The sequence below is a fragment of the Pseudooceanicola nanhaiensis genome (assembly GCF_020171315.1).
Classification (GTDB): Bacteria; Pseudomonadota; Alphaproteobacteria; order Rhodobacterales; family Rhodobacteraceae; genus Pseudooceanicola; species Pseudooceanicola nanhaiensis_A.
Genome location: NZ_JAIUZP010000006.1, coordinates 303,101 through 328,786, shown reverse-complemented (window position 1 = coordinate 328,786; position 25,686 = coordinate 303,101). Strand labels below are relative to the sequence as shown.

General features: G+C 68.1%; 24 protein-coding genes and 2 tRNA genes. 12 read left to right on the top strand and 14 right to left on the bottom strand.

Features of this window, described 5'->3' with window-relative positions; genetic code table 11:
• From LCM32_RS11555 to LCM32_RS11545, 3 genes are read right to left on the bottom strand one after another with little or no spacing between them, the layout of a single operon-like run.
• Positions 1 to 1,671, bottom strand: coding sequence for a nitrite/sulfite reductase (locus LCM32_RS11555; protein ID WP_224821222.1), 1,671 nt, complete (start codon positions 1,669 to 1,671; stop codon positions 1 to 3).
• 3 nt (positions 1,672 to 1,674) lie between these two features.
• Positions 1,675 to 1,974 (bottom strand): DUF2849 domain-containing protein, encoded by a 300-nt coding sequence (locus tag LCM32_RS11550; protein WP_224821221.1) that lies wholly within the window; start codon positions 1,972 to 1,974, stop codon positions 1,675 to 1,677.
• A complete protein-coding gene (locus LCM32_RS11545) occupies positions 1,974 to 2,978 on the bottom strand; it encodes an NAD(P)-dependent oxidoreductase (RefSeq protein ID WP_224821220.1) in 1,005 nt (334 codons plus the stop codon). Before LCM32_RS11545 ends, LCM32_RS11550 begins: the two co-directional genes overlap by 1 nt.
• Positions 2,979 to 3,145: 167 nt before the next feature.
• On the opposite strand from LCM32_RS11545, the gene LCM32_RS11540 reads away from it, so the two are divergent.
• Positions 3,146 to 3,607 (top strand): Lrp/AsnC family transcriptional regulator, encoded by a 462-nt coding sequence (locus tag LCM32_RS11540; RefSeq protein WP_224821219.1) that lies wholly within the window; start codon positions 3,146 to 3,148, stop codon positions 3,605 to 3,607.
• A gap of 249 nt (positions 3,608 to 3,856) precedes the next feature.
• Here LCM32_RS11540 and edd read toward each other — a convergent pair whose 3' ends face one another.
• A complete protein-coding gene (gene edd, locus LCM32_RS11535) occupies positions 3,857 to 5,662 on the bottom strand; it encodes a phosphogluconate dehydratase (protein ID WP_224821218.1) in 1,806 nt (601 codons plus the stop codon).
• A gap of 270 nt (positions 5,663 to 5,932) precedes the next feature.
• On the opposite strand from edd, the gene LCM32_RS11530 reads away from it, so the two are divergent.
• On the top strand, positions 5,933 to 7,132 hold the full coding sequence (locus LCM32_RS11530; protein ID WP_224821217.1) for an RSP_2647 family RNA methyltransferase: 1,200 nt from the start codon (positions 5,933 to 5,935) through the stop codon (positions 7,130 to 7,132).
• Positions 7,129 to 7,671 (top strand): RSP_2648 family PIN domain-containing protein, encoded by a 543-nt coding sequence (locus LCM32_RS11525; protein ID WP_224821216.1) that lies wholly within the window; start codon positions 7,129 to 7,131, stop codon positions 7,669 to 7,671. The genes LCM32_RS11530 and LCM32_RS11525 overlap by 4 nt, the downstream gene beginning before the upstream one ends.
• Positions 7,672 to 7,923: 252 nt before the next feature.
• On the opposite strand, the gene LCM32_RS11520 is transcribed toward LCM32_RS11525, so the two are convergent.
• The 4 genes from LCM32_RS11520 to LCM32_RS11505 form a co-directional block, all read right to left on the bottom strand.
• Complete coding sequence (locus LCM32_RS11520) at positions 7,924 to 8,925, bottom strand: LLM class flavin-dependent oxidoreductase (protein ID WP_224821215.1); 1,002 nt, start codon at positions 8,923 to 8,925, stop codon at positions 7,924 to 7,926.
• Positions 8,926 to 8,998: 73 nt separating this feature from the next.
• Positions 8,999 to 9,694, bottom strand: coding sequence for a M48 family metalloprotease (locus LCM32_RS11515; protein WP_224821214.1), 696 nt, complete (start codon positions 9,692 to 9,694; stop codon positions 8,999 to 9,001).
• Positions 9,695 to 9,765: 71 nt separating this feature from the next.
• Complete coding sequence (locus LCM32_RS11510; RefSeq protein ID WP_224821213.1) at positions 9,766 to 10,446, bottom strand: DedA family protein; 681 nt, start codon at positions 10,444 to 10,446, stop codon at positions 9,766 to 9,768.
• A complete protein-coding gene (locus LCM32_RS11505; RefSeq protein ID WP_224821212.1) occupies positions 10,443 to 10,796 on the bottom strand; it encodes a hypothetical protein in 354 nt (117 codons plus the stop codon). Before LCM32_RS11505 ends, LCM32_RS11510 begins: the two co-directional genes overlap by 4 nt.
• Positions 10,797 to 11,148: 352 nt before the next feature.
• Between LCM32_RS11505 and LCM32_RS11500 the strand changes: the two genes are divergently transcribed.
• The 4 genes from LCM32_RS11500 to LCM32_RS11485 all read left to right on the top strand — a co-directional run bounded on the left by LCM32_RS11500 (position 11,149) and on the right by LCM32_RS11485 (position 13,028).
• On the top strand, positions 11,149 to 11,493 hold the full coding sequence (locus LCM32_RS11500) for an SMR family transporter (protein ID WP_224821211.1): 345 nt from the start codon (positions 11,149 to 11,151) through the stop codon (positions 11,491 to 11,493).
• Positions 11,494 to 11,686: 193 nt separating this feature from the next.
• A complete protein-coding gene (locus LCM32_RS11495; protein WP_224821210.1) occupies positions 11,687 to 12,637 on the top strand; it encodes a pirin family protein in 951 nt (316 codons plus the stop codon).
• Between the two features lie 206 nt (positions 12,638 to 12,843).
• A tRNA-Asp gene (locus LCM32_RS11490) sits at positions 12,844 to 12,920 on the top strand.
• Between the two features lie 31 nt (positions 12,921 to 12,951).
• Positions 12,952 to 13,028, top strand: a tRNA-Asp gene (locus LCM32_RS11485).
• Positions 13,029 to 13,325: 297 nt separating this feature from the next.
• Here the strand turns inward: LCM32_RS11485 and LCM32_RS11480 are convergent.
• Complete coding sequence (locus LCM32_RS11480; protein ID WP_224821209.1) at positions 13,326 to 14,096, bottom strand: hypothetical protein; 771 nt, start codon at positions 14,094 to 14,096, stop codon at positions 13,326 to 13,328.
• Positions 14,097 to 14,181: 85 nt separating this feature from the next.
• On the opposite strand from LCM32_RS11480, the gene LCM32_RS11475 reads away from it, so the two are divergent.
• Positions 14,182 to 15,060: a glycosyltransferase family 2 protein gene (locus LCM32_RS11475; RefSeq protein ID WP_224821208.1), complete on the top strand. Its 879-nt coding sequence runs from the start codon at positions 14,182 to 14,184 to the stop codon at positions 15,058 to 15,060.
• A 70-nt stretch (positions 15,061 to 15,130) separates the two neighbouring features.
• Here the strand turns inward: LCM32_RS11475 and LCM32_RS11470 are convergent, their stop codons facing one another.
• The 3 genes from LCM32_RS11470 to LCM32_RS11460 all read right to left on the bottom strand — a co-directional run bounded on the left by LCM32_RS11470 (position 15,131) and on the right by LCM32_RS11460 (position 17,531).
• Positions 15,131 to 15,559, bottom strand: a complete 429-nt coding sequence (locus tag LCM32_RS11470; protein ID WP_224821207.1) for a GNAT family N-acetyltransferase — start codon at positions 15,557 to 15,559, stop codon at positions 15,131 to 15,133.
• A gap of 4 nt (positions 15,560 to 15,563) precedes the next feature.
• Entirely contained in the window at positions 15,564 to 16,949 is a 1,386-nt protein-coding gene (locus LCM32_RS11465; protein WP_224821206.1) for a M20/M25/M40 family metallo-hydrolase, read from the bottom strand.
• Positions 16,950 to 17,198: 249 nt separating this feature from the next.
• Positions 17,199 to 17,531 (bottom strand): 5-aminolevulinate synthase, encoded by a 333-nt coding sequence (locus tag LCM32_RS11460; RefSeq protein ID WP_224821205.1) that lies wholly within the window; start codon positions 17,529 to 17,531, stop codon positions 17,199 to 17,201.
• A gap of 477 nt (positions 17,532 to 18,008) precedes the next feature.
• On the opposite strand from LCM32_RS11460, the gene hemA reads away from it, so the two are divergent.
• The 3 genes from hemA to ispG all read left to right on the top strand — a co-directional run bounded on the left by hemA (position 18,009) and on the right by ispG (position 22,281).
• Positions 18,009 to 19,232 carry a 5-aminolevulinate synthase gene (gene hemA, locus LCM32_RS11455; protein ID WP_224821204.1) on the top strand — a complete coding sequence of 408 codons (1,224 nt, stop codon included), beginning with the start codon at positions 18,009 to 18,011 and terminating at the stop codon, positions 19,230 to 19,232.
• Positions 19,233 to 19,339: 107 nt separating this feature from the next.
• Positions 19,340 to 20,581, top strand: coding sequence for a helix-turn-helix domain-containing protein (locus tag LCM32_RS11450; protein WP_224821203.1), 1,242 nt, complete (start codon positions 19,340 to 19,342; stop codon positions 20,579 to 20,581).
• 563 nt (positions 20,582 to 21,144) lie between these two features.
• Positions 21,145 to 22,281: a flavodoxin-dependent (E)-4-hydroxy-3-methylbut-2-enyl-diphosphate synthase gene (ispG, locus tag LCM32_RS11445; protein ID WP_224821202.1), complete on the top strand. Its 1,137-nt coding sequence runs from the start codon at positions 21,145 to 21,147 to the stop codon at positions 22,279 to 22,281.
• 173 nt (positions 22,282 to 22,454) lie between these two features.
• Here the strand turns inward: ispG and LCM32_RS11440 are convergent, their stop codons facing one another.
• Both LCM32_RS11440 and LCM32_RS11435 read right to left on the bottom strand, forming a co-directional pair.
• Entirely contained in the window at positions 22,455 to 23,183 is a 729-nt protein-coding gene (locus LCM32_RS11440) for a hypothetical protein (protein WP_224821201.1), read from the bottom strand.
• Positions 23,180 to 24,067: a DsbA family protein gene (locus tag LCM32_RS11435; protein ID WP_224821200.1), complete on the bottom strand. Its 888-nt coding sequence runs from the start codon at positions 24,065 to 24,067 to the stop codon at positions 23,180 to 23,182. The genes LCM32_RS11440 and LCM32_RS11435 overlap by 4 nt, the downstream gene beginning before the upstream one ends.
• Positions 24,068 to 24,346: 279 nt before the next feature.
• On the opposite strand from LCM32_RS11435, the gene LCM32_RS11430 reads away from it, so the two are divergent.
• Positions 24,347 to 25,507 carry a pyridoxal phosphate-dependent aminotransferase gene (locus LCM32_RS11430; protein WP_224821199.1) on the top strand — a complete coding sequence of 387 codons (1,161 nt, stop codon included), beginning with the start codon at positions 24,347 to 24,349 and terminating at the stop codon, positions 25,505 to 25,507.
• The last annotated feature ends 179 nt before the right edge of the window (positions 25,508 to 25,686 follow it).

Below are 25,686 nucleotides of genomic sequence, written 5' to 3'. Positions count from 1 at the left end.
TCAGGCTGCATTCGCCTTGGCCTCTGCCGGGTAGAGCGCGTCCTTGAAGGGCTCGGCCCCCACGCGGCGATAGGTCTGCAGGAAGGTCTCGTCCTCGCCGTCGCGGATCTCCAGATAGGTCAGCAGGATGCGCTCGATCGCGTCGGTGATCTCGTCATAGGCAAAGCCCGGCCCGGTCCGCTGGCCGATGGCCGCGTCCTCGGTGCCGTCACCGCCGAGGGTGATCTGGTAGTTCTCGACCCCTGCGCGGTCCAGCCCGAGGATCCCGATGTGACCCACGTGGTGGTGGCCGCAGGCGTTGATGCAGCCCGAGATCTTGATCTTCAGCGGGCCGATCTCATGGGCCAGCTTCAGCTCTTCGAAACGGGTGGCGATCTCCTGCGCGACCGGGATCGACCGGGCGGTGGCAAGGGCGCAGTAGTCCATGCCGGGGCAGGCGATGATGTCGCTGACCAGACCGATGTTGGCGGTGGCCAGATCGGCCGCCTTCAGCGCCGCGTGCAGCGCGGGCAGGTCCGAGCGGTGCACATGGGGCAGGATCACGTTCTGCTCGTGGCTGATGCGCAACTCGTCATGGCCATAGCGTTCGGCAAGATCCGCCAGAACGCGCATCTGGTCCGAGGTCGCATCGCCCGGCGTCTCGCCCGGTTTCTTCAGGCTGACGGAGACGATGGCATAGCCCTCGGCCTTGTGCTTGGTCAGGTTCGTGTCGCTCCACGCGCGGAAGACGGGATCGGCGGCATAGGCGGCGTCGAAGGCATCCGTGGGCGCATTGCGGAAGGCGGGCGGCGCGAACTGCTCCTCCAGATCCGCCAGCATCTGCTGGTCGATGCCGCCGAAGAGCGGCTTCAGCTCGGCAAAGCGGGCGTCCACCTTCTCGCGGATCGTCTCCAGCCCGTTCTCGTGCACGGTGATCTTGATCCGCGCCTTGTACTTGTTGTCGCGACGGCCCAGCAGGTTGTAGACGCTGACGATGGCTTCCAGATAGGGCAGCAGGTCTTCCTGCGGCAGGAAGTCCTTGATCACCTTGCCGATCATCGGCGTGCGGCCAAGGCCACCGCCCACCAGCACCTCGTAGCCCGGTTCGCCCTTGTCGTTCCGCACCATGCGCAGGCCGATGTCATGGGCGCGGGTCACGGCGCGGTCGTTCGGGCTGCCGGTGACGGCGACCTTGAACTTGCGCGGCAGGAACTGGAATTCCGGGTGGTCGGTGGACCACTGGCGGATCAGCTCGGCCACGGGGCGGGGATCGGCGATCTCATCCGCGGCGGCCCCGGCGAAATGGTCGGCCGTCACGTTGCGGATCGTGTTGCCCGAGGTCTGGATGGCGTGCAGCTGCACCTCGGCCAGCGCGTCCAGCATATCCGGCACATCCGGCAGCTTGGGCCAGTTGTACTGGATGTTCTGGCGCGTGGTGAAATGGCCATAGCCCTTGTCCCAGCGGTCCGCGATCAGGGCCAGCTGGCGCATCTGCGCGCCCGAGAGCGTGCCATAGGGAATCGCCACGCGCAGCATGTAGGCGTGCAGTTGCAGGTAGAGACCGTTCATCAGGCGCAGCGGCTTGAACTCGTCCTCGGTCAGCGAACCGTCGATCCGGCGCTCGACCTGGGCGCGGAACTGGCGGTTGCGCTCGGCAAGGAAGGCGGTGTCGAATTCGTTATAGGTATACATGACTTACGCCTCTGCCTGCTTGCCGTGGTGGTAGTTCGAGGGGCCGGTGCGCCGGAAATCCTCGCGAAAGTGGGTCGGTTCCGGGCCGGTGTTGCCCGCCTTCATGTCGGCGAGATAGGCGCCGACGATCTCGCCCGGGCGGCTCTCGGCCTCCAGCAGACGGATCTGGGCATGGGCCTCGTCGGTCAGCAGCTCCGCCTCGCGGAGGTTGCGGGTCCACTGGCCGTCTTCGGTCAGATAGACGACATCGCCCTCCAGCAGGGCATTGGCGGTGACGACTTTGGGGGTGAAGGCACGGGGCATCAGGCGCTTTCCTTCATGTTTTTCTGCTCGGGGCCGGGAAGGCCGGGGATGTCTACGGGATCGACGCCACCGCTGCGACAGTGCAGGGCAAGGTCATGGGGCAGGGGCCGCGTCGAGAGATAGAGGACATGGTGCCCGGCCTGCGCGTGGTGCAGCAGGTGGGCGGCCAGCGGGGGCACCTCGGCGCCGGCTTGCAGCGCGACGAGGTCGGCCTCGCGGCGGGCAAGTTCCAGCACGGCAGGCGCCAGATCGGCGTCATGGAGGACCACGTCGGCCGCATCGAGCGCGCGGCGGGTCTTCATCACCAGCATCTCGGGATCGTCCCAGCCGGTCCAGGCCAGCGTGATGCGGCCCGTCCGGATGCGGTCGCCCGAAAGGTGTTCCGCCAGTAGTTTGTCCAGAGCCGGGCGCAGCGCCTCTGCGCCGCCCGCGTCATGGGCCGCGGGGCCCACGGTGTCGAAATACGCGCCCCAGAAGTCGCGGCGTGCGCGGCCCATGGGCAGGGCCTCGGCGGCCCCGCGGAAGGCCTGCGCCGCGCGGGTCAGAACGCCGGTTGAGGCGGGCAGGCGCTCTTCCAGCCCGGCCTTGATCCGGCGCGCCAGCACCGGGGCCGCGCCCTCGGTGCCGATGGCGACGGTCACGGGATCGCGGTCCACCATGGCGGGCGTGATGAAGGCGCTGCCCTCGAGGTTGTCGACGATGTTCACCAGCACGCCCGCATCGCGGCCCATGGCGGCGATCTCGGCGTCGCGGATGGGCTCTTCGTCGGCGGCATAGACCAGCAGCGCCTGCGCCACGTCCGAGGACAGCAGCGCCCGGCGGTGCAGGGTCAGGCGGCCTTGCGCGGCCCAGTCGAGGATCTGCGCGTCGGGCACATCCGCATAGACATGGATGCGGGCTTCGGTCTTCAGCAGCAGCCGCAGCTTGGCAAGCGCAGCATCGCCGCCGCCGGACAGGGCGAGTCTCTGCCCCGAAAGGTTCAGGAAGATCGGGAAATGACGCATTCTGAACCCCTCCAATGGCTCTGGCAGCCCAAAGCGGGCCGCGTTGACTTACCCTGTAATGTAGGAAATATTCCCTCCCAGACGCTAGGAGGGCTGGGAAATAAGAACGCCCTCCCGGCCGACGCCGCCCCGCTGGCGGTCGTTCCAAGACAGGAGAGATCGGGAAAATGTCATTCCGGCTGGACGAGACGGATCGGAAAATCCTTTTGCAGCTGCAGCGCGACGCGGGTCAGTCGCTGGACGAAATAGCGCGCCAGGTGGGCTCGTCCAAGACGCCGGTCTGGAACCGGATCAAGAAGATGCGCGAGGCCGGGATCATCGGCCAGCAGACCGTCCTGCTGGATGCCGAGGCGCTTGGCTTCGAGGCCTGTTTCTTCGTCCTGATCCGCACCTCGGAGCACGAGGCGGAGTGGCAGGCGAAGTTCCTCAAGGCGCTGAAGGAGCGCCCCGAGGTGCAGGAGGCCCACCGGCTGGCCGGGGACATCGACTATATCCTCAAGGTCCGCGTGAAGAACGCCCGCGCCTATGATGCCTTCTACCAGGCACTGATTTCCGAGGTGAAGGTGCACAACGTCACCGCGCTGCTCTCCATGGAAGAGATCAAGGCCACGACCGCACTGCCGCTCTGAGCGACCTACCGCTTCATCGTTCCCGAAATACTCCGGGGGAATTGGCCCCAAAGGGGCCAAGGGGGCAGAGCCCCCCGGACTTTTCGAAAAGTCCGGTCCGGAAAATGCGCATTTTCCGATCTGCGCCCGCAGCAGGCGGCCTGGCCCCCACCAAGGGACCAAACACCTCCCACGGGCGCAGAAAATTCTTCGAAGAATTTTACCAAGAATTTTCGAAAATTCTTGGGGTTACGCGCCGCGGCTGATCCGTCAGACGACGTTTGCGGCGCCCGTGTCCGCCGGTCCCGCATGGGCCCGGAAGGCTTCGAAAAGCTCGCGCCCGATGCCATGGGCATTGCCCGAGAGGTCGGCCACCGCGGGCTCGCGCGTGGAGAGATCGACGCCCACGGCCTCGATCGTGCCGGCCATGGCGTCCACCCGCACGATGTCACCCTCCCGCAGCCGCGCCAGCGGACCGCCCACGGCGGCCTCGGGCGAGACGTGGATCGCGGCGGGCACCTTGCCCGACGCCCCGGACATCCGCCCGTCGGTCAGCAGCGCCACCTTCAGCCCGCGGTCCTGCAACACCGAGAGCGTCGGCGTCAGCGAATGCAGTTCTGGCATCCCGTTCGCCCGCGGCCCCTGGAAGCGCACCACGACGATCGTGTCCGAGGTGAATTCGCCCGCCTTGAAGGCTGCCTTCACCGCCTCCTGGTCATGGAAGATGCGCGCGGGCGCCTCGATCACATGCCGCTCCGGCGCCACGGCCGAGACCTTCATGATCCCGTGGCCGAGGTTGCCCTTCAGCTGCTTCAGCCCGCCGGTCTTCTGGAACGGGTCCGCGGCCGGGCGCACGATCTTGTCGTTCAGGCTCTCGCGCGGGCCGGGCTCCCAGTGGACACGGTCGCCGGTCAGCTTGGGTTCCTGCGCATAGGCCGCCAGCCCGTCGCCCGCCACGGTGGTTGTGTCGGGGTGCAGCAGCCCGCCCTCCAGCAACTCTCCGATCAGGTAACCGAGCCCGCCTGCCGCGTGGAAGTGGTTCACGTCCGCCAGCCCGTTGGGATAGACCTTGGCCATCAGCGGCGTGACCGAGGAGATCGCGTCGAAATCCTCCAGCTCCAGCACCACGCCCGCCGCACGCGCCATGGCGGGCAGGTGCAGCACGAGGTTGGTCGAGCCGCCGGTGGCCATCAGCCCGACGATCCCGTTCACGAAGGCCTTTTCGTCCAGCACCTGCGAGGCTGGGCGATAATCGTTGCCGAGTGCGGTGATCTCCAGCGCCCGTTCCACGCCTGCGACGGTCAGCGCGTCGCGCAGCGGCGTGTTCGGGTTCACAAAGGAACTGCCCGGCAGGTGCAGCCCCATGAATTCCATCAGCATCTGGTTGGAATTCGCGGTGCCGTAGAAGGTGCAGGTGCCCGGCGAATGGTAGGAGGCCATCTCGGCCTCCATCAGCCTGTCGCGGCCCACCTCGCCGGTGGCGAAGAGCTGGCGCACCTTGGCCTTCTCGTCGTTGGGCAGGCCCGAGGGCATCGGCCCGGCGGGCAGGAAGAGCGCGGGGATATGGCCGAAGGTCGCCGCCGCGATGATCAGCCCCGGCACGATCTTGTCGCAGACCCCGAGGTAGAGCGCCGCGTCGAAGCAATTGTGCGACAGGGCCACACCGGCCGCGAGGGCGATCACGTCGCGCGAGAAGAGCGAGAGCTCCATCCCCGGCTGGCCCTGGGTGACGCCGTCGCACATGGCGGGCACGCCACCGGCCACCTGTGCGGTTGCACCCTGCGCCCGCGCCGTGTCGCGGATCAGCTGCGGGAAGCGTTCGAAGGGCTGGTGCGCCGAGAGCATGTCGTTGTAGGCCGTCACGATCCCGATGTTGGGGGCGCGTCCCTTGGCGAGCGCCTCCTGATCGGGCACCACGCCAGCATAGGCATGGGCCTGGTTGCCGCAGGTCAGGTGGGCCCGGGCGGGCCCGGTTTCGGCGGCGGCGGCCATGCGATCGAGGTAAGGGCGGCGCAGCGGGGCAGAGCGCTCGACGATTCTCTCGGTCACCTCTGCGATGGTGGCATTCAGGCTCATCTCTCTCTTCCCTTCGCTCAGGCTGTGGCTGACCGCATTTTATCAGGACTGGTTAGCGCTAACAAGCGCTTGGCCGGGCTTGCGCCCATGCGCGGGCTCCGGCCCCTCCATGTCCCTGCGGCGGCCTGCGTCTCTTGGATCAACGGTGGCAGTGCTGGGGTGTTCCTCTTCCCGGCCCGTCTGCCGGACCATTCCGCCGGTCGGTGCCGGCCGGTCATTGCGTCTCGTGGCCTCTTTCGCGACGCCTCGGAAGGCAGTAGAGCATGGATCATGACGACATCCCAGACCCTCCCCGTAATTCGGTTGAAACCCAAGTCCGACCCGCGCCGCATCCGGTTCGGGTTCCCCTGGGTCTATGACAACGAGGTGGTCACCGACCGCCGCACCAAGGCGCTGGAGCCCGGCGCGCTTGCGCTGCTGGAAGATGGCGACCGGCGGCCGCTGGCCCTCGTTGCGGTGAACCCGGCCTCCAAGATCCTCGCCCGCGTGCTGGACGGGGCCGAGGTCGCAGGGCTGGGACGCGACTGGTTTCGCGCCCGGCTGACCCGCGCGCTGGAGATGCGCGCACGGCTGTACGAGGCGCCCTTCTACCGTCTGGTCCATGCCGAGGCCGACGGGCTGCCCGGCGTGATCATCGACCGGTTCGGCGACACCGCCGTGGTGCAGCCCAACGCCGCCTGGTCGGAAGTGCACCTCGAAGACCTCTGCGCCGCGCTGATCGAGGTGACCGGCGTCGCCAACGTGATCAAGAGCGCCTCGGGCCGGGCCCGGCTGCTGGAAGGGCTCGACGACCGCGATGCGGTGCTGGCGGGGGACATGCCCGCAGGTCCGATCCCGGTGCCGATGAACGGCGCGATCTACATGGCCGACGTGGCGGGCGGTCAGAAGACTGGCCTCTTCTTCGACCAGCGTCCGAACCATGCCTTCGGCGCGCGTCTGGCCAAGGGTGCGCGGGTGCTCGACGTCTTCTCCCACGTGGGCGGCTTTGGCCTCGCGGCGCTTGCGGGCGGGGCAGAGAGCGCACTGGCCGTAGATGGCTCGCAACCGGCGCTCGACCTTGCGACGCAGGGCGCCGCGGCCATGGGCGTGGCGGAGAAATTCGCGACCCGCAAGGGCGATGCCTTCGACGTGCTGACGGCCCTCGGGCAGGAGGGCGCGCAGTTCGACGTGGTGATCTGCGACCCGCCGGCCTTTGCGCCGTCGAAACCCGCGCTGGAGGCCGGTCTGCGCGCCTATGAGCGGATCGCCAAGCTGGCCGCGCCGCTGGTGGCCGAGGGCGGCTATCTCGGGCTCTGCTCCTGCTCCCACGCCGCGGATCTCTCGAAGTTCCGGCAGGCCTCGATCCGGGGCATCGGCAAGGCGGGCCGGGCGGGCGCGCTGATCCACACCGGCTATGCCGGGCCGGACCACCCGATGCACCCGCAACTGGCCGAGAGCGGCTACCTCAAGGCGCTCTTCTTCCGCCTATGAAGGTCCTGCTCGACGCCTGCGTGCTCTATCCCACGGTGATGCGGGAGATGCTGCTTGGCGTGGCGACCACGGGGGCGTTCGAGCCGCTCTGGTCCGCCCGCATCCTCGAGGAATGGGCGCTTGCCGCGCGCAAGCTGGGCCCGGGGGGCGAGGCGCAGGCGCGGGGTGAGATCGCGCTCGTCTCGGCCCGCTGGCCGCGGGCCGAGGTGCCCGTGGCCCCGGGGCTGGAGGCGCGTCTCTGGCTGCCCGATCCCGCGGATGTGCATGTGCTGGCCGCCGCCGTGGCGGGATCGGCCGACGTGATCGTGACCATGAACGCCAAGGATTTCCCGCGCGACATCCTCGCGGAGGAGGGCCTGTCGCGGGCCGATCCCGACGGGTTCCTGCTGGGGGTCTGCGAGGCGCAGCCCGAGGCTGTCGCGGAGGTGGGCGCCGCCGTTCTGGCCGAGGCGCGCCGCCTCTCTGGCGAGGATTGGGACATGCGGGCGCTGATGAAGAAGGCGCGGCTGCCGAGGCTGGGCAAGGTGCTGACCCGCTGAGCCAGCGGTGCGGCACTCCTCGTTTTCTTCGAAGAAAACGGACCGGAATTTTCGAAAATTCCGGGGGCCTGCCGCAAGCGGGTCGGTTGCCGGTGGGCGCAGGCGTTCAGACGCGCGCCGAAAATTCTTCGAAGAATTTTCCCAAGAATTTTCGAAAATTCTTGGGTGGCGATGCAGAGGCGTTGCGCGCCCGGTGAGGGGCGCGCGGTGAGTATTTGCGGAAAGATGAAGGATTTGGGGCTTCGGTCGGGGTCAGGCCACTTCTGCCGGGGTGAAGCTGGCGAGGACCTCTGCGGCGATCTCGAAGGAGTGCTGGCGCGCGGCGGGATCGTGGATCTGGCCCGCGACCATGATTTCGTCCGGGCGATAGGCCTCGATCAGCTTGGTGATCTGCGGGCGGATCGTCTCGCGCGTGCCTGTGGCGCTGACCGAGAGCGACTGGTTCACCGCGCGGATCCACGCGGGATCGGCCACGTCCTCGATCCGGTCCACGGGGCGGGGCAGCTTGCTGGGCTGGCCGCTGCGCAGGCGGATGAAGGCCTGCTGCATCGAGGTCTTGAGCCGGGTGGCCTCCTCCTCCGTATCGGCGGCGAAGATGTTCATCGCCATCATGAAATGCGGCTGCGCGAGGTATTCCGAGGGCTGGAAGCCGCGGCGGTAGACCTCGACCGCCTGCGACAGGGCCTCGGGCGCGAAATGCGAGGCGAAGGCATAGGGCAGGCCGAGGTGGGCGGCCAGCTGCGCGCCATAGAGCGAGGAGCCGAGGATCCAGACCGGCACCTTGGTGCCCTCGCCGGGGATCGCATGCAGGCTCTGCCCCGGTTCGGGATCACCGAGGTAGGCCATGAGCTCCAGCACGTCGCGCGGGAAGGTGTCCTGTTGCGACATGTTGCGCCGCAGCGCCTGCGCCGTGGCCCCGTCGGTGCCCGGCGCCCGCCCGAGGCCCAGGTCGATCCGGTCGCCGTGGATCGTGGCCAGCGTGCCGAATTGCTCGGCGATCACGAGGGGCGAGTGGTTGGGCAGCATGATCCCGCCCGAGCCGACGCGGATCGTCGTCGTCGCCGCGGCGATATGGCCGATCATCACCGCCGTGGCGGAGGAGGCGATGCCGGGCATGTTGTGGTGTTCCGCCAGCCAGTAGCGGTGATAGCCCCAGCCCTCGGCGGCCTGCGCGAGGGCCACGGAGTTGCGGATCGACTGGGCGGCATCGGCGCCTTCGGGAATCGGGGCAAGATCGAGGAGGGAATAACGCATGAGGGGTCCTGTCGCTGTCGTGTCGGGCGGGTGAGGGCCGCCGTCTCGGGGAGGGGTGCCGGTGGGGGCCGGCTCAGGGCGGGGTGGTCCCGCTCCAGCGGGCGTCGAGGGCGCGGATCGCGCGGATGCGGTCCGTCGTCTTGGGGTGGCTGAGGAGCCATGCGGGGGCGGCCCCGGCGCGGCCCTTGGTCAGCGCGTCGAGTTTCTCGAAGAGCGAGACCTGCGGCGCGGTGCCAAAACCCGCTTTGGTCAGCAGGGCCGCGGCATAGGCGTCGGCCTCGTATTCATCGCTGCGCGAGAGCGAGGCGGCGAGCAGCGTCGTCAGCCCGCCCGCGATCATCGGGCCGATGCCGGGCAGGATCCGCGACAGCACCATGCCGAGCGTGGTGCGCAGCGCGTTCTGCCCCGAGAAGTCGATCATCCGGCGGCGGGAATGGCCAAGGGCCACGTGGCCCAATTCGTGCGCGATGACGGAGGCGAGCTCCTCGGCCGTCACCTCGCCCGCGCGGAACTTTTGGTAAAAGCCGCGGGTGATGAAGATCCGTCCGTCCGGCGCGGCGAGGCCGTTCACCGGGTCGATCTCGTAAATATGCACGGGCACCTGCTGCACGTCGAGCGCCCGGGCCAGCCGGTCGGTCACCGCGAGGAGCTGCGGATCGGCCAGCCGGGTGGAGCGGTTGTCGAGCTCGCGCTTGGTGCGCCAGACCGAGAACCGGTACATGACAAGGGCGTAGAGAACCGCCAGCAGGATCGGGGTGACGCGCAGCATGCCCAAGATATGGACCCGCGCGGGCCGCGGTACAATGGGGCAGGCGGCGCTTCCCCGGGGAGAGGGGGCGATCAGTTGCCTTCGGGGCGGGGGGCGTCGCCAAGGGTGTCAGGCAGTGCTTCCGTGCCGGTCTCCGCGGACCCGTCGGCGCGGCGGCGGAGCCTCCGGCGGCGCAGGCCGCGCTGGATCCAGAGCGCGCTGACGCCCATGACCACGAGGCCCGCCAGCAGCCCGGACATGTCCTGCGCGATCTGCGCGATCGTCTCGATCTGGCTGGCAAAGCCGAAGCCGAGCCCGACGTAGAGCCCGACCCAGACGACCTCGCCCGCGGCGGCCCAGACCGAGAAGGGCACGCGCCGCAGCCGCGCGGCACCGGCGGCGAAATTCACGTAAGGCCCGAGCGGTGAGACCAGCCAGCGGCTGAAGAACACCCCGGCACTGCCGGAGGTCCGCGTCATCTCCTGCGCCCGCTGGTAGAGCGCGGCCCGTTTCGGGCGTCCGGTCAGGCGGCTTTCGATCCAGGCCCCGCCCGCGCGCCCGATCTGGTAACCCGTCTGATCCCCCGCGATGGCCCCGCCGAGCGCCGCAAGCGCCGCCCCCGCCACCGGCAGGTCGCCCGAGGCAGAGATCGCCCCGGCGGTCAGCATGGCGAGCGACGAGGGCACGGGCACGGCGAGGCAACTGAAGAAGGTCACGAGCGCGATCAGCGGCAGGCCGTTGGCGACGAGGAGTTGCAGCAGCCAGTCGGTCATCGCGGCGCCTGCGCCTGCAATGCGTCGTTCAGATCGTCGAGAAGCTGGCTCAGCGGCACGCCCTTGGCGCGGGCGATCTCCTCCAGCGTGACGCGCCGGTCCGGGGGCGGGTCGAGGGCGAGGAGCCGGAACACCTCCTCCTTCGGCAGGTGCCAGGAATGCGCGACATAGCCCGGCGTCATCCAGGGCTGGGGCTGGACCGACCGCTGCCCCGGATCGGACCAGTGCAGGGCAAAGACCGTCATGCGGAGCGCGAAGAAGAGCACCAGCACGAAGGCCGCCACGAAGACAAGCAGGGCGACGGGATGCTGGCGCCACAGGCGTCGGATCAGGGGGAAGGGGGCGGGCATCGGCGGCTCCGGCGGTATGGACGGCACTTCTCGGGGGCAGCATGCCCGGCACGGGCGCGGATGGCCAGAGAGGGTGGCGCAGGGCGTGGTCGGCCGGTGCGAGAGAGGGGGCGGAAGGCGTGGCCGGCCGATGCCGGAACGTGTGGCGGAAGGCGGGGCGGCCGGTGCAAAGGAGGGCGGCGCGGACGGGTCGAGAGGGCGGCGCTTGCACCGCGGCGAGCGTTTTGCCTCTGTGCCCCTGCGCACGCCCGGCGAGCGCCTGCGGGAATCGACTCCGTGAAAATTACCGTCTAGCCTTTCCGGGCCGCGCGACGGGCGCGGCCTTCCCCCCTCGTGAAGGAGACACCCGCCCATGAGCGCGACCCTCGGCACCTATCTGACCCTTGCCATTGCCGTGGCCTTCGAAGTCGTGGGCACGACCTTTCTTCAGGCCTCGCAACAGTTCACCCGGCTGGTGCCCACTGTGATGGTGGCGGTCTGCTACGGGGCGGCCTTCTACTTCCTCGCGCAGGTGCTGAAGACCATGCCGGTGGGCGTGGCCTATGCGATCTGGAGTGGTCTGGGCATCCTCATGGTCTCGGCCATCGGGCTGGTGGTTTTCGGTCAGAAGCTCGACCTGCCGGCAGTGATCGGCCTGATGCTGATCGTGGCGGGGATTCTTGTGGTGAACCTCTTCTCCAACGCCACGACACACTGACCGCCCCCGGGGCCGCTCCCTGCGGCGCGAGACGGTCCGCGATCCCTTTACAGAGCCCACCCCCTGACCGGGGCAGCGCCTGCGTGCGGCTCGGACCTCACTGCCCTGCGCGGCTGCGCAATTGGCGCGGAGGGCGGAGATGTTACCTTCGAAGGCACAGGGGACGTATCCCCGGGCGCCACAGGAGGCCTTCATGAGCTGGAATCCGATCCTCGATCCGAGCATTCCGATCGGCGATGCCGTCGACAGCATCGAGACCGTCATCGTGCCGCGGGCGCGTGACATCGGCGGCTTCGAGGTGCGGCGCGCCCTGCCGGTGGCCCATCGGCGGATGGTCGGCCCCTTCATCTTTTTCGACCAGATGGGCCCGGTGGAATTCCTGACCGGGCAGGGGATCGACGTGCGCCCGCACCCGCACATCGGGCTCGGCACGATCACCTACCTGCTGAAGGGGCGCCTGCATCACCGTGATTCCCTCGGGACCGACCAGTGGATCGAACCGGGGGCGGTGAACTGGATGCTGGCGGGCAATGGAATCACCCACTCCGAGCGGATGGACGGGACGATGCGCCAGCAGCCAAATCCGCTCTTCGGGGTGCAGACATGGCTGGGCCTGCCCGAGGCGCAGGAGGACGACCCGGCGCAGTTCCTCCATGCCGGGCGGGCGGACCTGCCGGTGCTGGAGGGTGAGGGCAAGGAGGTGCGCGTGGTCCTCGGCGCGGCCTGGGGCGCGGCCTCGCCGGTGGCACTGCCGGTGAACGCCTTCTTCGCCGAGGCCCGGCTGGCGCCCGGCGCGGCGATTCCCTCCCCCGAGGAGCAGGAGGATGGCGCGGCCTACGTGCTGGAGGGCGGCCTGCGCATCGGGCGCGACAGCTTCGAGGCCGGGCGGATGGTGGTCTTCCGTCCCGGCGACCGGTTGACCCTGCAGGCCGGTCCGGAGGGCGCGCACCTGCTCCTGCTGGGGGGCGATGTGCTGGAGGGGCACAGGTACATCTGGTGGAACTTCGTCTCCTCCTCGAAGGAGAAGATCGAGGCCGCCAAGGAAGCCTGGCGCGCCGGGGACTGGACCCATGGCCGCTTCCGCCTGCCGCCCGGGGACGACGCCGAATTCGTGCCCTTGCCGGGGCCGAAACGCCCGGCTTGAGTGAGGCACGGTCGGTGCCGCGCGACCTGCCGCAGGGGCACCGGGACGGCCCCCGAGGGAGGATTATCAAGGTGACGTAAGGGCCTGACGGGCGGGGGCAAAGAAAGTGCAAAACGGGGTCACAAAGTTGATACTTCGCGCTTGACGCTGTCCGGGGTTATCCCTAGAACGCCCCTCACGTTCGGGACACACCGGACGGGTAGCGAGCGGTTGTAGCTCAGTTGGTTAGAGTACCGGCCTGTCACGCCGGGGGTCGCGGGTTCGAGCCCCGTCAACCGCGCCACGCTACCTTGTCTGAATGTCCTGCGCGATGCGCGGTTGTAGCTCAGTTGGTTAGAGTACCGGCCTGTCACGCCGGGGGTCGCGGGTTCGAGCCCCGTCAACCGCGCCACTTTCCCCTCGAAAATGCAGAGAAAAGCCCTTCGGGGCGGCACAAAGAATTTTCGAAAATTCTTTGCAAAATTCTTCGAAGAATTTTGGGCGCTTGGCGGCGAGTAGAGTGATCCGTTCAGAGGGGGTGGTGCGGTGATCGCGGGTGATCTGCGGTCCGTTCTGCCTGTCCGGGGCGGGGGCCAATGAGGTCCGAGGTGCGTGATCGCGAGACGGAGCGGGGCTCTGCCCCCTTGGCCCCGTAGCGGGGCCAATGTTCCCGGAGTAGTTCTGGAAAGATGAAACCCTCTGCGCGGGCTCAGTAGCTGTAGCCGAGCATGGCTTCCTGAGCCATGTCGACACGGGCGCGCAGGTGGGCAAGGTCGTCCTCCGACCACTCGGGCGTGGCGGGGCGGTCCGGGATCGCGGGCTTGAACTTGGCGCCGAGGCGCTTGTGCACCGGGCGGTAGGGGGCATCGGGCCAGGCGTAGGTGGCGCGGAGCTGCGCGAGCAGGGCCTCGGGCGCTGCGGTGGCGGTCTCCATGCGCACGACGGCGAGGGCGCAGTCCCGGTTCAGCAGGCTGAGGTGGGCGGTGAGCTTGGCGCGGCGCAGGGCGAAGAGGTCCGCGTGACGCGCGCCGGTCAGCGGATCGCGGTCGGGCTGCAGCGGCTGGCCGATGGCGCTGTCGGGGAGGCCCTCGAAGTAGCGCGGCCGGTCGGCGATCGTGTCCCATTCGGCGCGCAGGAAGGCCGGGAAGTCGAGCGCCTGCAGCGCCGGGCTGGCGTGCCAGGGTTTCGCATGCATCGAGCGCGCCCAGTCGGCGGCATTGCGCACCGCGACGACCACCAGCAGATCGGCGGGAATCGCGATTATCGCAGGCGCGCCGTGTTTCCAGCCCAGTTCCTCCGTCGGGGTGAGCGGCGTGTTGCGCCCGATCAGCCGCTTGAGGAAGTTCGTCCCCGAAGACCGTTCGCCCATGACCTGCACGCGGGTCGGCGGCACGGGCCCTGCACGCAGGAACAGACCGCTGTCGGCAAAGCCGTCGGGCAGGCGGGGCGCAGGGGCCGCGGAGGGCGTGGCGAAATTCACGATTCTCTTATAGCACTGGCCGGGTTAGACTTGTCCACGCGCCGCAGAATAAACCGCCCCCAAGGGCCCCTGACAGGACCTCCCGATGCAATCCACCGCCGCCGCCGTCACCATGCTGCGCGACGACTTCTTCTTCCTGCGGCTCTGGCTGGCGCATTACGGCGCGCAACTGGGGCGGGAGAACTGCTATATCGTTGCCCATGGCCGCGACCCGCAGGTGGCCGAGATCGCCGAGGGCTGCAACATCATCGGCATCCCGGGCGCGCATCACAAGAACTTCGACATGAAGCGGTGGCGGCTCCTGAACAACCTCGTCATGGGGCTGCACGCCTATTACGACCATGTCATCGTGGGCGACGTGGATGAGCTTGTGGTGGTCGATCCCGAGGCGGGGCAGGACCTGCTGGGATACCTCGGCGCAGCGCCGACGCGCCGGGTGCTGACGCCGCTGGGGCTGGAGGTGATTCACCGGCTGGACCGCGAGGCGGAGCCGGTGACGGACCGCGTGCTGGGGCCGCGCAGGCATGTGCGGCTGGCGCCGCATTATTCCAAGCCCTGCGTGATCTCGGCCGGGACCAAGATCGCGCGCGGCGGGCATTTTACCCAGTACAAGACGCTGTATACCCCCGACGAGCTCTATCTCTTCCACCTGAAGTTCTGCGATTTCGACGCCTATTGCGCGGCCATGGACCGGCGCAACGCGGTGACGCAGGCGGTAGGGGTGGAGACGCCCAAGGAGGCCTCCATCGGGCGCCACTGGTTTGCCGAGGCGCGCGGCGAGGACCGGGCGGTCTTCGAGGCCTTCGAGGCGCTGGAGGAGGCGGAGGGCTTTGACATGCGACCCGTGCGCAAGGCGATGCACCGCAGCTGGAAGGCGCGCGGCGACACCGGGTTCTGGCAGTTCGACCGGCCCGAGGACGGGCGTATCTTCACCCTGCCGGAGCGGTTCGCGGGCACGATCTGAGGCAGGGCCCGTCCTGCGGACGGGGCCTCCGGCAGGGATATTTCAGAGCGAAAGATGAGGGGGCGCGGCGTCAGCTGGCCCCGACGGGCAGTTTGAGCGCCATGCCGACCGAGGCGGGGGCGGTCTCGACGAAGCCGAAGCGGGCGTAGAGATGTTTCGCAGGGCCATCCGCGATCAGGCTGACGTAGGCCGTGGGCGGCAGCTGAGCGATCCGTGCGGAGAGGGCCGCGACGATGGCATGGCCCAGCCCGCGCCCCTGGTGGGCGGGATCGACGGCAATGTCGACCACCTGAAAGGCCAGCCCGCCGTCGCCGATGAGCCGGCCCATGCCGATGGCGCGGCCAGCGGTTTCGATCACCACGGCATAAATGGTGCCGGGCAGGCCGGCGCGGGTGGCCTCCGCCCCGTGGGGCGAAAGGCCGGCTGCCGCCCGAAGGGCGGTATGTTCCTCGGCGGTCGGCGTGCGTTCGACCAACCGGTACCCTTCGGGCAGCGCCATCCGCTTACGCCTTGGCGAGCGCGTCGAGCACGCGGGCCCAGGACCGGATGCCATGCTGGAAGGAGAAGACGTTGTACTTCTCGTTCGGCGAATGGATCTGGTCGTCGTCGTTGCCGTAGCCGATCAGCATGGCGTTCATGTCGAGGATCGACTTGAAGTAGCCCGCGATCGGGATCGAGCCGCCGCAGCCGATGAAGGCGGCCTCGTTGGGCCATTCGTCGGAGAGTGCCTGACGGGCGGCCTCGAAGGCGGTGCCGGAGATGTCCATCTGGCTGGCGGGCGAGTTGGAGTAACCCTTGAACTCCACCGTGCAGTCGGCGGGCAGCTGCGCCGTGACCCACTTGCGGAAGTTCTCGCGGATCGCGATCGGATCCTGCTGGCCCACGAGGCGGAAGGAGAGCTTGGCATGCGCCTGCGAGGGGATCACCGTCTTGAAGCCCGCGCCGGTGTAGCCGCCCCAGATGCCGTTCACGTCGCAGGTGGGCCGCGACCAGATCATCTCGAGCGGGGTGAAGGCCTGTTCACCCGCCGGATCGGAGAGGCCGACACCACCGAGGAATTCCTCTGCGGAGAAGCCGAGGCCCTCCCACTGCTTGGCCAGCTCCTCGGGCAGGTCGGGCACGCCGTCGTAGAAATCGGGCACGGTGACGCGGCCGGTCTCGTCATGGAGCCCGGCGAGGATCTTGGACAGCACGCGGATCGGGTTCATCGCCACGCCGCCGAACATGCCGGAATGCAGGTCCTTGGAGGCGGCGGTGACGGTCAGCTCCTCGCCGACGTTTCCGCGCAGCATGGTGATGATGCCCGGCGTGGTCGGGTTGAAGAGGCCGGTGTCGCAGATCAGCGCGAGGTCGGCTTTCAGCTCCTCGGCGTGTGCCTTCATGTAGGGGATCAGCGAGGGCGAGCCGCTCTCTTCCTCACCCTCGAAGAAGAAGGTCACCCGGCAGGGCACGGAGCCGGTTTCGGCGGCCCAGGCCCGGCAGGCCTCGACGAAGGTCATCAGCTGGCCCTTGTCGTCCGAGGTGCCGCGGCCGCGGATCACGGGGCCGTTGTCGGTCTCTTCGATGGCGGGATCGAAGGGATCGCGGGTCCAGAGCTCGATCGGGTCCACCGGCTGCACGTCGTAGTGGCCGTAGAAGAGGACATGGGGCACATCCGCGCCTTCGGGGCCGAAGGTGCCATAGACCATCGGGTGACCGGGGGTGGCGCGCTTCTCGGCCTTGACGCCGAAGGAGGCGAGATCGGCCACCAGCCAGTCGGCGGCCTTGTCGCACTCGGCCTTGTAGTCGGGATCGGTGGAGATCGAGCGGATGCGCAGCAGGTCCATCAGCCGCTCGGTCGCGGCATTCAGATCGGTGTCGATACGGGAGAGGACGGCGTCGAGGGACATGAGGGCTCCTGATATTGCTTCGCGCGCGACCGTAGCAGCCCCGCAGCCCATGTCCAGAGAGCGGCCCTGCCTTCCGCACATGGCCGGGGCGCGGCTGATGCAGGGGCCCGCGGGCGTAGCGGGGGTACTGGCAGGAGCGCGCAGGGCGGGGCGGCCGGGGCCGGGATCGCCAAGGCAGCCCGCCCTGGGGACTGGGGCGGGCCGCCGGCCGGCGGGCGCAGTTGGGAGATGCTGCCGCGCCGAAGGGGGTCAGTGGGCCACGAGGACCATTCCGATGATCACCGCCAGCCCGCCCAGCACCTGCCGGGGGCTGAGGCTGTCCCCGAGCGAGAGCGCGAAGGCGAGCACGAGGATCGTCTCGGCGGCGACGATCAGCAGATAGGCCGTCGACAGTTCGGTCCCGCGCAGCAGGAGCACTTCCGACACGGTCGCGATCAGGAAGCCGGTGGTGATGGCGAGCAGCGGAAAGAGGCCCGGCGCCCCGTCCGAGGTCAGCTTGATCCCGGCGGTGGCAAGCGCATAGCCGAGGGCGGTCAGGAAGATCAGCGTCAGGATCTGGGCCTGACTCAGGGTGGTCAGCATGGGAAGGCTCCCTAGGAAGCGGCCCGGCGCCGCCCCGACAGAAAGGAGGGCGGCGGCCCGAACGGGCAGGGCGCGCGAACGAATCTTTCTTGTTTCAAACGTTATGCGGCGGAATGTTTCGATGTGCCGCGGATGCGTCTTCAGGCTGGTTCAAGGGGATTTCAGTAAAATAACTGAGACTAAGCTATGCATTCAGCGGGATTGGTAAAGTCCGGAATACCATGCCTCCATAGGACGAAAGTCCTATGTTTGCAGGAATTTGCCGGTTGATATTTCTTTCATGCAGGTTCACTGCGCTTGACGTGGATCAAGGCCGGGCAGGGGTGGCAAAATGTAGCCTGTTGCACGGATGGGCCACGGCCTATAACCATTCTAATTCAAAACAGGCGATATGAACTCGCCTCCCACCGCCAGGATGTATGCCACAGCGCATGGACCTCTGCGCGACGGGCCGACCTAAGTGAAGGAGGGGTTCCGGTGAACTACGAAGCCGAGCTGGACCGGGCCATCGAAAATCTGCACCAGGAAGGGCGCTACCGCACGTTCATTGATATCGTGCGGCACAAGGGCCAGTTTCCCCATGCCACGTGGCGTAAACCCGACGGGACCGAGAAGCCGGTTACCGTGTGGTGCGGCAACGATTACCTCGGGATGGGGCAGCACCCCGTCGTCCTGAACGCGATGCACGAGGCGGTGGATGCCACCGGCGCGGGCTCCGGCGGCACCCGGAACATCTCGGGCACCACGCTCTACCACAAGCGGCTGGAGGCCGAACTGGCCGACCTGCACGGCAAGGAGGCGGCGCTGCTCTTCACCTCGGCCTACGTGGCGAATGATGCGACGCTCTCGACCCTGCCCAAGCTCTTCCCCGGGCTGATCATCTATTCCGACGAGCTCAACCACGCCTCGATGATCGAGGGCGTGCGCCGCAACGGAGGGGCCAAGCGGATCTTCAAGCACAACGACGTGGACCACCTGCGCGAGCTGATGGCGGCGGACGATCCCGCAGCGCCCAAGCTGATCGCCTTCGAGTCGGTCTACTCCATGGACGGCGACTTCGGCCCGATCGAGGCGATCTGCGACCTGGCGGATGAATTCGGCGCGCTGACCTACCTCGACGAGGTTCACGCCGTCGGCATGTACGGCCCCCGGGGCGGCGGTGTCTCGGAGCGCGACAACCTCGCGCACCGGATCGACATCATCAACGGCACGCTGGCCAAGGCCTTCGGCGTCTTCGGCGGCTATATCGCGGCCTCGCCCAAGATGGTCGACGCGATCCGCTCCTATGCGCCGGGCTTCATCTTCACCTCCTCGATGCCGCCCGCCGTGGCGGCAGGGGCGGCGGCTTCGGTCGCCCACCTGAAGACGGATCAGACCCTGCGCGACCAGCACCAGATGCAGGCGAGGATCCTCAAGATGCGTCTCAAGGGCCTCGGCCTGCCGCTGATCGATCACGGCAGCCACATCGTGCCCGTCATCGTGGGCAACCCGGTGCACACGAAGAAGCTCTCGGACATGTTGCTTGACGACTACGGGATCTACGTTCAGCCGATCAATTTCCCCACGGTGCCCCGTGGTACGGAACGGCTGCGCTTCACGCCGTCGCCGGTTCACGGCCCCCGTGAGATCGATCAGCTCGTGACCGCGATGGACCGCCTCTGGTCGCACTGTGCGCTAAATCGTGCCGAATTGGCGGGCTGACCCCCTACAACCTGTTATCGAATTGGAATCGTGTTAGGCTGTAAGTAATAAAGGCAAGACTCGAATCGGGGGATGGTTCGAGCTCTACAGCACACGGGGCAGTGAAGATGATACGGCGCAAGGGCACACTGGCGGCGGAGCCGCCGGAGCAGCAGCCTAAAGGCTTCGACGATTTCGACCTGAGACTCGGCGACATCATGCGCGGAGAACGCGCAACGATGGGCAAATCCCTGCTCGATGTGCAGCGTGAGCTGCGCATCAAGGCCTCCTACATCGCCGCGATCGAAAACTGCGATCCCAACGCCTTCGATACCCCCGGTTTCATTGCAGGCTACGTGCGGTCCTACGCCCGTTACCTGAACATGGATCCCGACCAGACCTTCGCGGCCTTCTGCGCCGAGAGCGGCTTTGCCACGGCGCACGGCATGTCGGCCGAGGCCTCGACCCGCCGCAAGCCGCAGGAAGCGCCGAAGCAGGCCAAGGACGCCCGTGCGAAGGATCCCTTCATCACGCCGAACACCCCCTTCGTCCCCGCGGGCGAGGGCTTCCTGGCCCGGATCGAGCCCGGCGCCGTGGGCTCTGCCCTCGTGCTGCTGGCGCTGATCGGGGCGATCGGTTTCGGCGGCTGGACCGTCCTGAACGAGGTGCAGCGCGTGCAGATGGCGCCGGTGGAAAACACCCCGGACGTTCTGACCGATCTGAACCCGCTGGCCTCGGATGCCGCGGCAGAGCCCGGCGCCGGCCCGTTCTCGCCTCCGGGTGAGGGGCTGGATCGTCTCTACCGTCCGCAGGCGCTCGACGTGCCCGTGCTGGTGGCCCGCGATGCGCCGATCTCGACGCTGGACCCAAACGCCATCGGCAGCTTCGCTCAGATGCAGAGCCAGACCGCCGACACCCCGGCGGCCAGCGAAACCGCGGTGGACCGCGCGCTCGCCATGGCGCTCAACCTCGGCGAGGGGCAGGCCGTGCCGCAGCCGCAGGTCGTCGAAACGCCCGAGCCAGGTGTCTCGATCTTTGCCGTGCGTCCGGCCTGGGTGCGCGTGCGTGCCGCGGATGGTTCGGTGATTTTCGAGAAGATCCTCGACGCGGGCGAGACCTATGACCTGCCCCAGACCGAGGAAGCCCCGGTGCTGCGTGCGGGCATGTCCGGGTCGCTCTACTTCAAGGTTAACGGCCAGATCTTCGGCCCGGCGGGTGAGGGCACCGGCACGATCCGCAATGTCGCGCTGTCGGTCGAGGACCTGACGCAGAATTACGCGGTGGCCGATCTGTCCGCCGATCCCGAGGCCGCGCGCGTCTTCGCGGTGGCCGAGGCGGATCAAGCCGTCCAGACGCCGGTCGCGGAATAAGGCGAAGCGATAGGATCGGCGCTGCCGGTCTATGTGAGGGCGGTCCGAGGGGCCGCCTTTTGCGTTTGGGGCGCGCGGTGTCCGACCTGCGCGAGCGGACGCATCGGCCTCGACGTCTGATCCGCCGATCACAAGCGCGCGACCTCAGGCTGCTTTACCCAAGACAACTGCCCTCTCCATCCACTACCCGCCCGGCCGCAGGCCGGGCAGCGCCGACCCGCCCCCCGTCGCCATTGGTGCTCGGACCAATGGCGCACCAATGGCGACCGGCGCTATAGCGCCACCCCGCGGGACGGCGCTGCCCTTCGTGGTAGATCGCTGATCGTGCTGAGTGGCTGGAGAGGGGGGGGGGCCTCGCGGCTTCCCGTAACCACTGCTGAACAGCTGGCCGGACGGTGCCGCCCTTCGCAGGGGATCGCCGCCCGGGCAGAACGACCCAGCACCCGATCCCCTCGGCTCGCCTCCGCACAATCGGCCCTGCACAGCCCTTGCGCGGCACGGGGCAATTGAACCCCGGGCCTCACCGCGCTATCTGGTGACCCAAAGACGGCTGGAGGCCCCGCATGTCGCACAATCCGATCCGCCCCTGGCGCAATATCGACCGGCGCGTGAGCCGCCAGATCATGGTCGGCAACGTTCCCGTCGGCGGGGACGCCCCGATCAGCGTCCAGACCATGACCAACACCGACAGCTCCGACGTGAGGGCCACGCTGGGGCAGGTCATCGCTGCCGCCGAAGCCGGTGCCGATATCGTCCGCATCTCGACACCCGACGAATCCTCGACCCGGGCGCTGAAGGAGATCGTGAAGGAAAGCCCGGTCCCGATCGTGGCCGACATCCATTTCCACTATCGCCGCGCCATCGAGGCCGCCGAGGCGGGCGCGGCCTGCCTGCGGATCAACCCCGGCAACATCGGCGACGAGAAGCGCGTGAAGGAGGTCATCAAGGCCGCCAAGGACCACGGCTGCTCGATCCGCATCGGGGTCAACGCGGGCTCTCTCGAAAAGCACCTGCTGGAGAAATACGGCGAACCCTGTCCCGAGGCGATGGTCGAGAGCGGCATGGACCACATCCGCATCCTCGAGGACAACGACTTCCGCGAGTACAAGATCAGCGTGAAGGCCTCTGACGTCTTCCTGGCCGCCGCCGCCTACCAGGGCATCGCGGAGGCCACGGATGCGCCCATTCACCTCGGCATCACCGAGGCGGGCGGCCTGATGACCGGCACGATCAAGAGCGCCATCGGCCTTGGCAACCTGCTCTGGATGGGCATCGGCGACACGCTGCGCGTCTCGCTCTCGGCCGATCCGGTGGAAGAGGTGAAGGTGGGCTACGAGATCCTCAAGGCGCTCGGCCTGCGCCACCGGGGCGTGAACATCATCTCCTGCCCGTCCTGCGCGCGTCAGGGCTTCGACGTGATCAAGACGGTCGAACTGCTGGAGAAGCGGCTGGAGCACATCAAGACGCCCATGTCGCTGTCGATCATCGGCTGCGTGGTGAACGGCCCCGGCGAGGCGCTGATGACCGACGTGGGCTTCACCGGGGGCGGTGCGGGCAACGGCATGGTCTATCTGGCGGGCAAGCAGTCCCACAAGATGTCGAACGAGCAGATGGTGGATCACATCGTCGAACAGGTCGAGAAGAAGGCCGCCGAGATCGACGCCCGCGAGGCTGCAGAGCCGACACAGGCGGCAGAGTGATCCGGGGCTGAGGCCCGGCCACAGGCCCTGTCCGGGCGTGGCGCCGGGCTGGCCGGTTCAGGCAGATACAGTTTTCCTCACGACAGGGACGGGGCGCCATGCGGGGCCCCGTTTTCCGTTTGAGTCTGGTTGGTCGAAGGGGAGCGGCTGGTCGGGGAGGCCGCCCGGCACCCTCACTTGGAGAGGTAGCGTTCCAGCACGATGGCGGGCATCTCGCCGCGCAGCATCATCTTCGGCAGGACGTAGGAGGGCGCCATGTCCAGCCCGAGCTTGTGGAAGAGCAAGGCGTCCTCCTGCACCGAGGCCAGCACGCCGATCTCCTCGGCCTCGTCCGCCGTCTCCTCCTCGGGCGCGGTGCCGTAGAAGGACATGCGCAGCGCGGCGAAGGCCGCCGGGGGCATGTCATCGGCAAGGGCGCGGAGCGAGCGGGCGGCGGCGGTGTTCTCTGCCGCGCGGACCTCGACCCGCAGGCCGGGCAGCTTGTCCGCAAGCGCGCGCAGCCCGCGTTCGGCCATGGCGCAGTCGGGGCAGGGATAGGTGACGAAAAGGGTGATCGTCTGGCGGGGTCTGCCTGCGCCGAAGCCTTCCGGCGTGATCGCCGTCAGGGCGGCGCGGGCCCGGTCGAGCGCACTCAGGTCCTGCTCCCGGTCGTCCTTGTAGAGGTCGAGCGGTGCGGCGGTGGGGGCCATGGTGCCATCGGCGAGGCGAGCCACGAGGTCGGGGTGGGCCAGAAGCACAGCGCGGATTTCGGCCCCCAGCAGCTTGCGGGCCTCGGGCGAGAGGGCACTGCCTCGATCAGCGGGGGCACTGACGCCCGGCGTGGCGGGCAGGGGCGCGCTGCTGTCCTGCGCGGCGAGAGGCGAGGACAGCAGCAGGAGCGGCAGAAGCGCCGCGCGGATCATTCGGCCGCTTCGCGCAGGTCCGCGATGATCTCTTCCATCTGGCTGCGCGGGACGGCGCCCACGACAAGCTGGTGATCGAAGAGGAAGGTCGGCGTGCCGTTGATGCCAAGCGCATCGCCAAGGGCGCGGTTGGTGCCGATCACCTCGGTCACGGCCTCGTCGTCCATGCGGGCAAAGATCGCGTCGGTGTCGAGGCCGAGGCTCTCGCCCAGACGGGACAGCGCGACCTTGTCGCCGGGGTTACCGCGCATGGTCATCATGGCGTTGTGCACCTGCTCATAGGCCTCGTCGCCTGCGACCTGCAGCGTGGCGATGGCAAAGCGTGCGGCGGTGATCGAGTCGTCGCCGAGGACGGGGTATTCCTTGACGATGAACTTGATGTTGCCGTCATCCGCGACCAGCGATTTCACGTCCTCGAAGGCCCGGCGGCAGTAGCCGCAGCGGTAGTCCATGAACTCGATCAGGACCACGTCCCCCTCTAGGTTGCCACCGACCCACGAGAAGCCGTCCGCATAGATCGACTCCGGCTCCGACTTCAGCATGTCGGTCTGGGCCTGCTGCTGCACCTCGGTCTCGCGGGCGCGGTAGGCCTCGACCGCCTCGAAGATCACCTCGGGGTGGTCCATCAGGTAAGACTGGATCTCGCGCCGCAGCGCGTCGCGCTGCATCTCGCTGAGATCGGCCATCTCGAAGCCGCCCGCGGGGGCGGCGGCATGGGAGTCGGGCGCCTTTTCCGAGTGACCGGTTGCGGCGGGCATCGCCTCTGCCATCTCGGCCGGGGCGTGGGGCACGACCGGGCCGCGTACCTTGTCGGCGCCGTAGGCGAAGACGCCAAGGGCCAAGACGGCGGCGGACAGGACATAGGCGGTTTTGGAACTCGTCATCAAAAAACTCCGGTCTCAGTCGAAATTCAGGCCCGAAAGCAGGCGCGTTATTGTGCAGAAAGCATATCGGGGCGGCGATGCCAACCGGACCCACCGTGACATATCGGTGACCCGGTTGCCCTTTGCCGACGCAACGGGCAGAAGGGATGGGCAAGACGGCGGCGCCCCTCAAGAGGCGCGGGGACATGGTTCAGATGTTCGGCAGGGGCCGACGACATATCTCGATAATCCTGTGAAACGCGGGAAGCTGTCCACCGAAAGCAAGTGTCGGAGGAGTACATGCGGGTTTCAAGCCGGGGCACGGTCGATCCCTTTATTGTGATGGAAATCGCCAAGGAGGCCTCCGAGATGGAGGCCGCGGGCATCGACATCGTCCACATGGAAATCGGCCAGCCGGGCACGCCCGCGCCAGAGGCCGCCCGCCGCGCCGTGGCGCAGGCGATGGAGGACGGCGCGCCCATGGGCTACACCGTCACGCCGGGCCTGCCCGAGTTGCGCGCGCGCATCGCGCAACTCTATGGCGAATGGTACGACGTGGACCTGAACCCCGAGAGGGTGCTGGTCACGCCGGGTTCCTCCGGGGCCTTCTCGCTGGCCTTCACCTCGCTCTTCGATCGTGGCGCGCGGGTCGGCATCGGCTCGCCCGGTTATCCGTCCTACCGGCAGATCCTCAAGGCGCTCGACCTTGATCCGGTGCTGATCGAAACCCGGGAGGAGGACCGTTACCAGCCGGTGCCCGCGGACATCGCGGCGCACCGCCTCGACGGGATGCTGGTGGCCTCGCCGGCGAACCCGGCCGGCACGATGCTGGACGGCCCGGCAATGCAGGGGCTGATGCAGGCCGCGCAGGAGGCGGGTATCGGCTTCATCTCGGACGAGATCTATCATGGGCTGCATTACGAGAACCGGGCCGTGAGCGCGCTGGAATTCGGTGACGACGTCTATGTCATCAATTCCTTCTCGAAGTATTTCTCGATGACCGGCTGGCGGATCGGCTGGATGGTCCTGCCCGAGGCCCATGTGCACCGGGTCGAGAAGCTCTCGCAGCACATGTTCATCTGTGCCACCCATGCCAGCCAGGTGGCGGCCCTCGCGGCGCTCGATGCCACCGAGGAGCTGGAGGCCCACCGCGCCACCTATGCTCGCAACCGGGCGCTGCTGCTGGAGGGGCTGCCCAAGATCGGCTTCGACCGGATCGCGCCGCCGGACGGGGGCTTCTACATCTACGCGGATGTCTCGGGCCTGACGGATGACAGCCTCGCCTTCGCGCGCGAGATCCTGCACGAGGCCCGCGTCGCCGTGACCCCCGGGCTCGACTTCGACCCGGACCGCGGCGCGCATACGCTGCGCTTCTCCTATGCCTCGACGACCGAGGACATGCTGGAAGGGCTGGAGCGGCTTGGCAAGTTCATGGCGCTGAAGGGCGCGGTGCCGGCCTGACGGCATCGGCGGGCAGGGGAGCGCCTGCGGCCCGCCGCGCCATGGCCCGCCAAGAGGGCTGAGAGGGGCCCGGGACGGGGCAAGTCACCTGTCCCTACGTCACGGACCGCCAAAAGCAAAACCGCCCCCTGAGGGGCGGTTTTCGGGGCATCTGTCCCGGGGCCGGCGCAGCCACCACC